The organism is Frigoribacterium sp. CFBP9030 (genome assembly GCF_034045195.1).
Taxonomy (GTDB): domain Bacteria; phylum Actinomycetota; class Actinomycetes; order Actinomycetales; family Microbacteriaceae; genus Frigoribacterium.
Genome location: NZ_JAXCWG010000003.1, coordinates 243,987 through 256,120, shown reverse-complemented (window position 1 = coordinate 256,120; position 12,134 = coordinate 243,987). Strand labels below are relative to the sequence as shown.

12 protein-coding genes are annotated in these 12,134 nt (G+C 70.4%); 3 read left to right on the top strand and 9 right to left on the bottom strand.

Going from position 1 to position 12,134, the window contains the following annotated elements; translation table 11 throughout:
• From rimM to rpsP, 3 genes are read right to left on the bottom strand one after another with little or no spacing between them, the layout of a single operon-like run.
• Positions 1-579 (bottom strand): ribosome maturation factor RimM, encoded by a 579-nt coding sequence (gene rimM / locus SOM13_RS05250; RefSeq protein WP_192058327.1) that lies wholly within the window; start codon positions 577-579, stop codon positions 1-3.
• 3 nt (positions 580-582) lie between these two features.
• Positions 583-819, bottom strand: a complete 237-nt coding sequence (locus tag SOM13_RS05245; protein ID WP_192058329.1) for an RNA-binding protein — start codon at positions 817-819, stop codon at positions 583-585.
• A gap of 3 nt (positions 820-822) precedes the next feature.
• Positions 823-1,239 (bottom strand): 30S ribosomal protein S16, encoded by a 417-nt coding sequence (gene rpsP, locus SOM13_RS05240; protein WP_192058332.1) that lies wholly within the window; start codon positions 1,237-1,239, stop codon positions 823-825.
• A gap of 301 nt (positions 1,240-1,540) precedes the next feature.
• Between rpsP and SOM13_RS05235 the strand changes: the two genes are divergently transcribed.
• Positions 1,541-2,686, top strand: coding sequence for a glutamate--cysteine ligase (locus SOM13_RS05235; RefSeq protein ID WP_243214622.1), 1,146 nt, complete (start codon positions 1,541-1,543; stop codon positions 2,684-2,686).
• A 157-nt stretch (positions 2,687-2,843) separates the two neighbouring features.
• On the opposite strand, the gene ffh is transcribed toward SOM13_RS05235, so the two are convergent.
• Both ffh and ftsY read right to left on the bottom strand, forming a co-directional pair.
• On the bottom strand, positions 2,844-4,406 hold the full coding sequence (ffh, locus tag SOM13_RS05230) for a signal recognition particle protein (RefSeq protein ID WP_192058336.1): 1,563 nt from the start codon (positions 4,404-4,406) through the stop codon (positions 2,844-2,846).
• 71 nt (positions 4,407-4,477) lie between these two features.
• Positions 4,478-5,347 carry a signal recognition particle-docking protein FtsY gene (gene ftsY / locus SOM13_RS05225; protein WP_055796393.1) on the bottom strand — a complete coding sequence of 290 codons (870 nt, stop codon included), beginning with the start codon at positions 5,345-5,347 and terminating at the stop codon, positions 4,478-4,480.
• A gap of 208 nt (positions 5,348-5,555) precedes the next feature.
• Here ftsY and SOM13_RS05220 point away from each other — a divergent pair, with 208 nt between their 5' ends.
• Positions 5,556-6,584, top strand: a complete 1,029-nt coding sequence (locus SOM13_RS05220) for a TerC family protein (protein WP_320479051.1) — start codon at positions 5,556-5,558, stop codon at positions 6,582-6,584.
• A 66-nt stretch (positions 6,585-6,650) separates the two neighbouring features.
• Positions 6,651-7,232: a histidine phosphatase family protein gene (locus SOM13_RS05215; protein WP_192058340.1), complete on the top strand. Its 582-nt coding sequence runs from the start codon at positions 6,651-6,653 to the stop codon at positions 7,230-7,232.
• Between the two features lie 114 nt (positions 7,233-7,346).
• On the opposite strand, the gene SOM13_RS05210 is transcribed toward SOM13_RS05215, so the two are convergent.
• Genes SOM13_RS05210 through SOM13_RS05195 form a run of 4 tightly spaced genes read right to left on the bottom strand, consistent with a single transcriptional unit; the run spans position 7,347 to position 12,113 of the window.
• On the bottom strand, positions 7,347-8,456 hold the full coding sequence (locus tag SOM13_RS05210; protein WP_320479050.1) for an ABC transporter permease: 1,110 nt from the start codon (positions 8,454-8,456) through the stop codon (positions 7,347-7,349).
• Complete coding sequence (locus SOM13_RS05205) at positions 8,453-9,451, bottom strand: ABC transporter permease (protein ID WP_320479049.1); 999 nt, start codon at positions 9,449-9,451, stop codon at positions 8,453-8,455. The genes SOM13_RS05210 and SOM13_RS05205 overlap by 4 nt, the downstream gene beginning before the upstream one ends.
• Positions 9,448-11,082 (bottom strand): sugar ABC transporter ATP-binding protein, encoded by a 1,635-nt coding sequence (locus SOM13_RS05200; RefSeq protein WP_320479048.1) that lies wholly within the window; start codon positions 11,080-11,082, stop codon positions 9,448-9,450. Before SOM13_RS05200 ends, SOM13_RS05205 begins: the two co-directional genes overlap by 4 nt.
• A complete protein-coding gene (locus SOM13_RS05195) occupies positions 11,079-12,113 on the bottom strand; it encodes a substrate-binding domain-containing protein (RefSeq protein ID WP_320479047.1) in 1,035 nt (344 codons plus the stop codon). Before SOM13_RS05195 ends, SOM13_RS05200 begins: the two co-directional genes overlap by 4 nt.
• Between the last annotated feature and the right edge of the window lie 21 nt (positions 12,114-12,134).

The following is a 12,134-nucleotide window of genomic DNA, read 5'->3' as shown; positions in this document are numbered from 1 at the left end:
TCAGACCTCGTCGGTCGGCTGCGTGTCGCCGTCGGTGTCGACGAGTTCTTCGAAGAGCCCCGCAGGAGGCGTCACGACGACCACCCCGGCGTCGATGTCGACCGACGGCACCAGAGCGGAGACGAACGGCACGAGCACCTCGCCCGTCGGGGTGGCGACGGCCAGGAGGTCTTGGGCGGGGAGGTGGTCGATGCGGGCCACGGTGCCGACCTGGACGCCGTCGCGCTCGACCCGGAGACCGATCAGCTGGTGGTGGTACCAGGCGTCGTCTTCTTCGGGGAGCTGGGCGAGATCCTGGTCGACCCAGAGGATGGCCTTGACCAGCGACTCGGCGCCGGTGCGGTCGGCGACACCCTCGAAGAACCCGACGGGGTGGCCGTTGTACCAGCGCAGTTCGGCGAGGGTCAGGGTCTTGCCGTGCCATTCGCTGGTCTCGGGGACCTGGAGGGTGAACTCGGCACCCGGCACGAATCGCGTCTCAGGGGTGTCGGTGAACAGCTCGAGCTTGAGGGCGCCCTTCAAGCCGTGCGGCTTGGTCAGTCGCCCGACCCTCAGCTGGGTGGTCTCTTCGGTGCTCACGGCTCAGACGTCACCATCGACGACGTCCACCCGGACGCGCTTGCCGTCGGCCAGAGCCGTGACGAGCGTGCGCAGAGCCTTCGCGGTTCGACCGGCGCGACCGATCACGCGACCGAGGTCGTCGGGATGCACGTGCACCTCGAGCACCTCGCCGCGAGGCGAGGTCGAGGCCACGACCTGCACCTCGCCCGGGTGATCGACGATCCCCCGGACGAGGTGTTCGAGTGCAGGTGCGAGCACTGACTACGCCTCGGTGGTCTCGGCGTCGTCGGCAGGGGCCTCGGCCGGAGCCTCGGCCTTGGCGGGCTTCTCCGACTTGGGGACGAGGACCGGCTTCTTCTTCTCGTCGGCGACGAAGGCCTCTTTCGGAGCCTTGGTCTTGACGGTGCTGACGGCGTCGGCGTCGCCCTGGAACTTGCCCCAGTCGCCCGTGAGCTTCAGCAGCGCGGCGACCTGCTCGGTCGGCTGTGCGCCGACACCGAGCCAGTACTGCGCGCGGTCCGACTCGACCTCGATGAACGAGGGCTCTTCGGTGGGGTGGTACTTGCCGATCTCCTCGATCACGCGACCGTCGCGCTTGGTGCGCGAGTCGGCGACGACGATGCGGTAGTAGGGGGCACGGATCTTGCCCATACGCTTGAGACGGATCTTGACAGCCACAATTCTCCTGTGTGATGTGATGTGGGCGAGTTGCTAGCCGTGAGCGTGGGGGCACACTCGGCTCGAAAGCTCTGATGGGGTCTGATCGGCCGCCTGATTAGAGGGTCGGGCGGACGGAGACTCGACCCACCATTGTTGCAGAAGAACGACGCGATCCACCAATTCTCGGTGATCGGGTTTCACGGCGCGTCCCTGCGTGACGGCGGAGCGCCTCCTGCGGTCTCCCGACCGGCTCGGCTGGCAGGATGGACGCCGCGCGCGACACCGGACGCCCGCGGCGGACCGACGGAGGGCCTCGAGCATGCGGATCGACTTCACGACCTCGGAGCGGTCGACGCTCGGCATCGAATGGGAGCTCGCCCTCGTCGACCGCGAGACCGGCGATCTGGCCCCGCACGCGCCCGCGATCCTCGCCGACCTCGAGCACCTGAACGACGGCGGCCCCGTGCGACTGACCCACGAGCTGCTGACCAACACCGTCGAGGTCGTGAGCGGGGTCCACCACCGGGTGCCCGACGCGGTCGACGACCTCCGGTCCACCATCGACGCCGTCCACCGCCCCGCCGAGACCCTGGGCGCCGACCTGCTGTGCGCCGGGACGCACCCCTTCGGCCGCTACTCCGACCAGGAGGTCACGCCCGGCAACGAGCGCTACGCCACCCTCATCGACCGGACCCGCTGGTGGGGACGCCAGATGATGATCTGGGGGGTGCACGTCCACGTCGGCATCGACTCCCGCGACAAGGCCCTGCCGATCCTGAACGGCCTCCTGACGTATCTCCCGCACTTCCAGGCGCTGACGGCGTCGAGCCCGTTCTGGGTCGGCGAGGAGACCGGGTACGCCTCGAACCGCGCCCTCATGTTCCAGCAGCTGCCGACCGCCGGGCTGCCCCCGCAGTTCGGCGCCTGGGCGAACTACGAGGAAATGGTCGCCGACATGACGCACACCGGCGTCATCGACCACCACAGCGAGCTCCGCTGGGACATCCGGCCGTCACCGAAGTGGGGCACCCTCGAGACGCGGGTCTTCGACGGCATCGCCACCTTCGAGGAGGTCGGCGCGGTCGCGGCGCTCGTCCAGTGCCTCGTCGACGACATGTCGCAGTCGCTCGACGACGGCGACGAACCGCCGCAGATGCAGCCGTGGTTCGTCCGTGAGAACAAGTGGCGGGCGGCCCGGTACGGGATGGACGCCATCGTCATCCAGAACTCGGACGGCGACGAGCGGCTCGTCACCGACGACCTCCGCGACCTCGTCGTGCGGCTCGAGCCCACGGCCGAACGGCTCGGCTGCCTGGCCGAGCTGCGGTCGCTCGACACGATCGTCGAGCACGGTGCGAGCTACCAGCGCCAGCTGTCGGTGTCGGCCCGCCACGGCGGCGACCTCCGCCCGGTCGTGTCGTCGTTGGTGCGCGAGCTCCGTGAGGGCGTCACCCCGCGGGTCTGAGCCGAGGAGGCGCGGTGCCGGTCGCCGAGGACGTCGCTCCAGCACGCGACTCCCCCGGTGCGATCGCACACGGTCGACCGAGCCGGCTGCGACCGAGCCGGCTGCGACCGAGCCGGCTGCGACCGAGCCGGCTGCGATCGGGCTGGCTGCAGCCGGGCTAGCTGCGGCCGAGCATCTTCTGCAGCGACGCGAGCTCTTCGGGGGTCGGCGCCTTGTCGCCCTTGCCGCCGCCGAGCCCGAAGCCCGAGCCGGCCGCACCGGGCGAGGCCGCGGGCTTGCCGGTGGCCAGAGCGGCGTTCTGAGCGGCGCGCTTGGCCGGGTTGCCCGCCTTCGAGCCCTTCTTCTTCGCCGCCGGCCGCTTGCCGGCGTACGAGGCGCCGGGGATCGGCCCCATGCCGGGGACCTGGGGCACGCCGCCCTTGGCCACGGTCTTCATCATCTTCGACGCCTGCTCGAAGCGCTGCACGAGCTGGTTGACGTCGGTCACGGTCATGCCGCAGCCCTTGGCGATGCGCAGACGACGCGAACCGTTCAGCAGCTTCGGGAGCTGCCGCTCTTGAGGGGTCATCGACTGGATGATCGCCTCGGTGCGGACGATCTCGCGCTCGTCGAAGTTCTCGAGCTGCTCGCGCATGCCCTTGGCACCCGGCAGCATGCCGAGCATGCCCTTGATCGACCCCATCTTGCGCAGCTGCTGCATCTGCTTGAGGAAGTCGTCGAGGGTGAACGAGTCGGTCGCGATCTTCTGCGCGACCGCCATCGCCTCGTCTTCGTCGAACGCCTGCTGAGCCTGCTCGATGAGCGAGAGGATGTCGCCGAGGTCGAGGATGCGGCTGGCCATGCGATCGGGGTGGAACGGCTCGAAGTCGTCGAGCGACTCGCCGGTCGAGGCGAACATGATGGGCCGACCGGTGACGGACGCGACGCTCAGCGCCGCACCGCCGCGCGCGTCGCCGTCGAGCTTCGACAGCACGACGCCGGTGAAGTCGACCCCCTCCTGGAAGGCCTTCGCCGTCGCCACGGCGTCTTGACCGATCATCGCGTCGATGACGAAGAGCACCTCGTCGGGGTCGACGGCCTTCCGGATGTTCGCGGCCTGCTTCATCATGTCGGCGTCGACGCCGAGTCGACCGGCGGTGTCGACGATGACCGTGTCGTAGACCTTGTCGCGCGCGAACTTGATGGCCTGCTTGGCGACCTTCACGGGGTCGCCCACGCCGTTGCCCGGCTCGGGGGCGAAGACGGCGGCGCCGGCCTGCTCGCCGACCACCTGCAGCTGCTGCACCGCGTTGGGTCGCTGGAGGTCGGCCGCGACCAGCAGCGGCGTGTGACCGTCTTTGGCGAGCCACTTCGCCAGCTTGCCGGCGAGGGTCGTCTTGCCCGCACCCTGGAGACCGGCGAGCATGATCACGGTGGGCGGGTTCTTCGCGAACTCGAGACGACGCTGCTTGCCGCCGAGGATCTCGACCAGCTCTTCGTTGACGATCTGCACGACCTGCTGGGCGGGGTTCAGCGCCTTGCTGACCTCGTCGCCCAGGGCGCGCTCGCGCACCGTCGTCGTGAACGCCTTGACGACCTCGAAGGCGACGTCGGCGTCGAGCAGTGCGCGCCGGATCTCCCGGACGGTGCTGTCGACGTCGGCAGGGCTGAGCTTGCCCTTGTTGCGGAGGTTCTTGAAGGTGTCCGCGAGGCGGTCGGAGAGCGTTCCAAATGTGGCCATGGTGACGACAGCTTAACCGACGCCGCGCCTCCTGCGATCGAGTCGCCCCGCCCGGGCGGGGCGGGCCGCGACTACGCGATGAGGTTCTGGACGAAGACGTGCGGGGTGAAGCCGGTCAGATCGCCGATGCCCTCGCCCTGACCGACCAGCTTGATGGGGATGCCGGTCTGCTCTTGCACGGCCAGGACGAACCCGCCGCGGGCCGAGCCGTCGAGCTTCGTCAGCACGAGACCGGTCACCCCCGCGTGCTCGATGAACGCCTGAGCCTGCGCGAGACCGTTCTGGCCGGTCGTCGCGTCGAGCACGAGCAGCACCTCGGCGATCTCGGTCTGCTTCTCGACCACGCGCTTGATCTTGCCGAGCTCGTCCATCAGGCCGGACTTCGTCTGCAGTCGCCCCGCGGTGTCGATCAGCACGATCTCGATGCCCTCGCGCATGGCCAGCTCGACCGTCTGGTAGGCCACCGAGGCAGGGTCCTGGCCGGGCTGCTGCGGGCGCACGATGCGCGCCCCGGCCCGGTCGGCCCAGGTCGCGACCTGCTCGACGGCCGCCGCACGGAAGGTGTCGGCCGCCCCGACGACCACCGACCGGTCGTAGTTGCGGAGGAACTTCGCGAACTTGCCGATCGTCGTCGTCTTGCCGACCCCGTTCACCCCGACCATCAGCACGACCGCCGGTCGGTTGCTCAGCTTGAGGGTGGAGTCGAGCTTCGACAGACGCTCTTCGAGCACCTCGCGGAGCATGCGCTTCAGGTCGGCCGGATCGGTCGTGCTGTAGCGCTGCACCTTCGCGCGGAGGTCGTCGACGACCTGCTCGGTGACGTCGGGGCCGAAGTCGGCCCCGATCAGGGCCTCCTCGAGGTCGTCCCAGGTGGTCTCGTCGATCGTCTTCTTCGCGAACATGCCACGGAGTGCACCGGAGAGGGACCAGGGGGAAGCCATGTGCGCCAGCTTATTCGGCCATCGGCGGACGTGCAGACCGTGCAGAGGCTGTAAGCTCGGCGAGTTGAAGGGGAGTACTCCCGCGCGGTGGCGTCGTCAATACGGAAGAGACCGATCTCGACCCGGTGCACCGGTTCGCAAGCGTTCGAGAGGACGCCCCGCGAGTGGAGGAGACCTTCGGTACCCGCTGCGTACTGGAGGTACGAACATGGACGTCCATTTCATCACCTGGGCGATCACCATCGCCGGCATCATCGGCCTGCTCTTCTTCGACTTCTTCAGTCACGTGCGGACCCCCCACGAGCCGACCATCAAGGAGTCGGCCATCTGGTCGGGTGTCTACATCGGCATCGCGATCCTGTTCGGCGTCGGCGTCGGCGTCTTCTCGAACTGGACCTTCGGCGGCGAGTACTTCGCCGGCTACGTCACCGAGAAGGCCCTCTCGGTCGACAACCTCTTCGTCTTCCTGATCATCATGACGAGCTTCGCGGTGCCGCGGATCTACCAGCAGAAGGTCCTGCTCGTCGGCATCGCGATCGCCCTGCTCTCGCGAGGTCTCTTCATCGCCGCCGGCGTCGTCATCATCGAGAACTTCTCGTGGGTCTTCTACCTCTTCGGCCTGCTGCTCTTCTGGCTCGCCTACAGCCAGGTGCGCGGCGGTCACGACGACAAGGACGAGGCCGACAGCAAGCTGATCCGCACGCTCCGCCGCATCATCCCCACCTCGAAGGACTACGACGGTCAGAAGCTGACCACGAAGGTCGACGGCAAGCGCCTCTTCACCCCGCTCTTCCTGGTGATGGTCGCCATCGGCCTGACCGACGTGCTCTTCGCACTCGACTCCATCCCGGCCATCTTCGGTCTGACTCAAGAGGCGTACATCGTCTTCACGGCGAACGCCTTCTCGCTGCTGGGCCTCCGTCAGCTGTACTTCCTGATCTCGGGTCTGCTCGAGCGCCTCGTCTACCTGGCGCAGGGGCTCGCGGTCATCCTCGCGTTCATCGGCGTCAAGCTGCTGTTCCACGCCCTGCACGTCAACGAGGTGCCGTTCATCAACGGCGGCGAGCCGATCGACTGGATCCCCGAGATCCCGATCTGGTTCTCGCTCGGGTTCATCCTGCTGACGATCGCCGTCGCGACCGTGCTGAGCCTCGCGAAGACCCGACGTGACGCCCGCTCGGCGACGGCCTCGGCCGACCGCCCCGGCGTCGCCAGCAGCACCGACGACGACCACTAGCCCCACCCGTCGTGCGGTCGCGCCCCGCGACCGCACGGCACGGATCCACAGGAACGGAACTCCCCCATGCGCCTCGAACTCATCCGCCACGGTCAGACCGACTGGAACCTCAACGACAAGCTGCAGGGTTCGTCGGACATCCCGCTGAACGAGACCGGACGAGGGCAGGCGCACGAGGCGGCGCGGCTGCTCGCCGGCGTCGAGTGGAGCGCCATCGTGTCGTCGCCGCTCGGTCGTGCTCGAGAGACCGCCCGCATCATCGCCTCCGAGCTGGGCATCGAGCTCGGCGACGCGTACGACGAGCTGATCGAACGCGACTACGCGTCTCACGAGGGTCGCACCCCCGAGTCGCCCATCCCCGACGAGCCCAACGCCGACTACCCCGACATCGAGCCCCGCGAGTCGGTCGCCCGCCGCGGCATCGGCGCCCTCGAGACGATCCGCGACACGCGCCTCCCGCTCGACGGCGACGACGCCCACATCGTGGTCGTCTGCCACGGGACGATCATCCGCTTCGTGCTGTCCGAGATCCTCGGCCGCGAGGTCGGGCACATCGAGAACGCAGCTGCGAACACGGTCGAGTGGGACGGCACCGCCTGGCACGTGCTGAGCATCAACGGCGGGGTCGTCGACACCGACATCGACTGACGAGGCTGAGACGAGAGCACGAGCCGAGGAGGCGCGATCAGGTCGGTCGCGCCTCCTCGGCTCGTCTATGCGACCCGTCAGGGGCCGTCCGGGGCCCGAGGTGCCCCGGACGCGTCATGTCGATGCGGGCCGCCGTCGGCGCAGACCTCGGATCGACGGGCCCAGGGTGCCCCGTGCGAGCACCGACGCGGTCACGAGCAGGGCGACGAGCACGACGCCCCGCACGAGGCCGTCGTAGTAGTAGCTCACCCCGAGCAGCGCCAGCCCGTTCGACAGGATGGTGAAGACCAGCACCCCGACGAGCGTGCCGAGCACGTTCGGTCGGCCGTAGCGACTGAGCGTGGCCCCGATGAACACGGCGCCGATCGCGTCGAGCACGTACGCCTGGCCGCTGCCCCCGACGAAGCCGTAGCTCCGTGAGTCGAGCAGCACGCCCGCGACGGAGGCGATCGCCGCCGCGACGACGAACGCGGCGCCGAGGGCCGGCCTGGTGGCCCGGCCCGCGATCGTCGTCGCCGTCCGCTGCTCTCCGGCGGCGGTCACGACCCTCCCCCAGCGCGTGCGGTCGAGGAGGAGCCAGGTGACGACCGCGACCCCCGCCGCGACGACGACCGGCAGCGGCACCCCCGCCACGGTCGCGTTGCCGAGGGCGGCGAACGAGTCGGGGGTCGTCGGGCGCCGCAGGTAGATCGGCGCGCCGCCGTCGGTGAGCAGCTGCTGGACGCTCGTGCCGACGAACCAGACGCTGAGGGTCGCCAGGAACGCACGGATCCGCAGCACCGTCACGAGCAGCGCGTTGACCACCCCGGCGAGGGTGCCGAAGGCGACGCCCACCACCACGGCGAACCAGGTCACGTACCCGTCGGCGATCAGCGCCGTCGCGCCGAGGGCCGCCAGGTCGACGGCCACGCCGATCGAGAGGTCGATGCCCCCGCCCCGGACGACGACCGTCATGGCGCACGCCGCGATGGCCACCAGCGACGCCGCCGACAGGACGGACACGGCGTTGCCGCCGGTCGCGAACGTCGGGGTGAGGATCGCGAAGACCAGCACGATCAGGGCGAGCACGCCCGGAGCGAGGAGGCGGGTCGCCCGGCGACGCAGGCGGTCGGGCTCGGCGGACCCGGGAGCGTGCCGCGCGCCGGGCGCCGGCGTGCTCGGCCCGCCGAGTGGGGGCACGCCGGACGACGGGTCGGCGGATGATCGGTCGACGACGGTGCTCATCGGACGAGCCCTCTCTCTCGGACGGCGGCCAGGGCGAGGACCGCCAGGATGAGCGCCCCCTTGACGACGCCGACCCACTGACTGCCGATGCCGAGCAGCGTGAAGCCGTTGCCCAGCGCGGCGACGAAGACGGCGGCCACGAGCGTGCCGCCGATCGTGACGACGAGCCGACGGGAGAACACCACCGACATGTAGGCCGTGAGCACGATGTCGAGCAGGATCTGCTCGCCCACGTCGGGGACGGCCGCCGCGAGACGCGAGGCGAGCACGATGCCCGCGACCCCGGCGAGCAGGGCGGACAGGACGTAGCTCGAGGCGACGTAGCGCCAGACGGCGATGCCCGTGACCGACGCCGCGGTCGGGTTCTCCCCCACCGCGTAGCTGCGGACGCCCCAGGGGGTGCGCCCCACGGCGAGACCGACGACGACGGCGACGCCCGCGAGGACGACGACCGGTGCCGGGACGCCGAGCAGGTCGCCGTCGCGCAGCCAGCGGAAGACCGTGTCGTCGAGCGGCACCTTGACGTTGCCGGTGGCCAGGTACACGACGCTCGTGATGATGCCGCCGGACGCCAGCGTGACGAGCAGCGGACTGACGCCGAGCACGACGACCGTGCCGTTGACGGCGCCGAACCCCGCCGACACCGCGAGCGCCGCGCCGATCGCCCACAGTGCGCCTGCGCCGCTGGCGGCGACGAGGGCCGCGACGACCCCGGAGACCGCCACGACGGCTCCGCTCGACAGATCGATGCCGCCGCGCACGACGTCGTCGCCGCCGGTGATGACCACCACGGCCAGGCCGAAGCCGGCGATCGCGTAGACGGCGGCCTGCGACAGGATGGTCGCGGCGTTGCCCGTCGTCGCGAACGACGGCGACGCCGCGGCGAGGACGATGAACTCGACGACGACGACCGACCAGCCGAGCAGCGACACCCATCTCGGCGCACCACGGCGCCTGGCGGTCAGGCGTGACCGCACGATGCTCAGCGCGGTCATGCGACGGCCTCGGCGATCGAGGCGTCGGAGGCACCGGCACCGGCACCGGCGACGGACGCATCGGCACCCGACGCGACGGCCAGCACGCGGTCGACGCTCGCGTCGGCGTGCTCGATCACCGCTCGCACCCGGCCTCGGTAGAGCACCACGATGCGGTCGGCGAGACCGACGAGCTCCTCGAGGTCGACGGACACCAGCAGCACGGCGGCACCGTGCGCGAGCTGCCCTTCGACCCGGTCGTAGACGGCCTGCCTGCTGCCGACGTCGACGCCGGCCGTGGGCTGATCGAGCAAGAAGACGGTCGAGCCGGCGGCGAGCCAGCGACCGAGCACGACCTTCTGCTGGTTGCCGCCCGACAGCCGCCCGGCCACGGCCTCGCCGTCGGCCGGCCGGACGTCGACGTGCTCGATCTGCTCTCGGGCCAGGGCGCGCTCCCGCCCGCGATCCACCCACCCGCCGAGCCGCGAGGTGGCGCGTGGGCTGGCCAGCGCGATGTTCTCGCGGACGGTGTGCCGCAGGATCACGCCGTCGCGTCGCCGATCGCTCGGCACGTGGGCGCCCCCGGCGCGGACGAAGCCGGCCGGGCTGCGGATGCTGCGGGCACCGACCCGCACCGCGCCTCCTCGGCGTCGGAGACCCGTCACGACCTCGGCCACCACCTCGACGCCCGAGCCGACGAGACCCGTGACGCCGACGATCTCGCCGGGGCGAACCGCGAGGTCGATCCCGTCGAGGAGCCCCGCCACGGTCAGTCCCTCGACCACGAGCGCGGGCTCGGCGCCGGCGGGAGCGGGGGTGCGGCGGCGACCGCCGTACTCGTCGACCCGGCGACCGACCATCAGCTCGACGACCCGCTCGAGACGATCCTGCTCGTCGGCGGTCGGGTCGGCCCGGAGATCGACCTCGCCCACGACCGAGCCGTTGCGGAGGACGACGACGCGATCGGCGATGTCGTGCACCTCCTGCAGGTAGTGCGAGATGTAGACGATGGGGACGCCCCGGCTCCGGAGGCGCGCGACGGTCTCGATCAGCCGCGCCACGTCGTGCGCCGCGAGGGGCGCCGTGGGCTCGTCGAGCACCAGCACCCGCGGCTCCGACAGCACGGCCCGCGCGATCTGCACCAGCTGGCGCTCGGCGACGGTGAGATCGTCGATCAGCAGATCGGCTCGGATCTCGAGCCCGACGGAGGCGCGGAGGTCGGCCTCGGCCCGACGACGGAGCGCCCGCGGCGAGACCCAGCCGCGCCGACCCTCGGACCGGCCCAGGTAGAGCTGCTCGGCGACGGTCAGCCGGCCCGCCTGGTGGCGGTCCTGATGGACGACCCGGATGCCGAGCCGTTCGGCGTCGGCGGCGCTCGCGATCTCGACGGGGACGCCGCCGAGCGAGACGGTGCCCGAGTCGGCGGGGTGGAACCCCGTCAGGACCTTGATGAGGGTGGACTTGCCGGCGCCGTTCTCGCCGACCAGCGCGACGACCTCCCCGGGTGCGACGTCGAGGTCGACGCCGTGCAGCACCTCGACACCGGCGAACGACTTGACGATGGAGCGGAGCGCGAGGGCCGCGCCCTGCGGGGGCGGCGGCGATGCGGACTCCGGCACCGCGCCTCCTCGGCTCTCGGACTTTGCGATCACAGCCCCAGCTCGACTCGGGTCTCGGCGATGTTCTCCTTGGTGATGAGCACCGGGGGCAGATAGCTGGTGACCGGGACGTCCGCCTCGTCGCCGCCGAGGAACCTCGCGACGTTGTCGACCGACGTCGTGCCGATCGCCGAGTTCTGCTGAGCCACCGTGGCGGTGTACGACGAGTCGGGGTCGGCGATCAGATCGAGGGCGCCCTGGTCGGCGTCGACGCCGTAGATCTTGATCTCATCGCGCCCGGCGGCGTCGACGGCCTGCGCCGCCCCGATCTGCGGGGTGTCCCAGCACGACCAGATGGCCGAGATCTCGCCCGCGGGGTAGCGCTTCAGGGCGTCGGTGACCTGCTGCTTGGCGTCTTCGATCGTGCCCACGTACTTGTCCTGCAGCTCGGGGGTGATGAGCTCGATGCCCGGGTAGTCCTTCAGCACGAGCGACAGCTCTTCGTAGCGAATGCGGCACGGGGCCACCCCCGGGAAGCCGTTGAAGACGAGCACCTTGCCGGTGCCGCCGATGTCCTCCGCGATGGTGCGCGCGAGGGTCGAGCCGATCTGCCAGTTGTCGCTCGTGACGTTGTTCTCGCTGTACTCGCTGACGTTGTCGATGGTGAAGAGCGGGATGCCCGCCTCGTGCACCTTCTCGAGCTCGGGGGCGAGGGTGGTCGCGTCGCCGAGGATGACGACGATCGCGTCGACGTCGCGCGAGACGAGGGCGTCGATGTCGCTGACGTGCTTGTCGTCCTTCGCCTCGGCCTGCGTGGCGACGACCGTCCCGCCGAGGGCCTCGACGCGGTCCTGGACGTTCTCGTAGACGATGCGGCTGAAGTCGTGGACGACGTCCTTCGCGGCGACGCCGACGGTCTTGCCCTCGAGACTCGGGACGTCCGCCGCGGCCGACGGGGCGGCGGGAGCGGGGACGTCGTCGGCGTCGGCCGTCGAGGTCTTCAGCGAGCACGAGGTGAGCACGAGGACGACGCCGAGAGCGGCGGCGACCACGGAGGCGAGTCGGGCGGGGCGGGTGACGGTCATGGTGTCCTCGGGGTGGGAAGG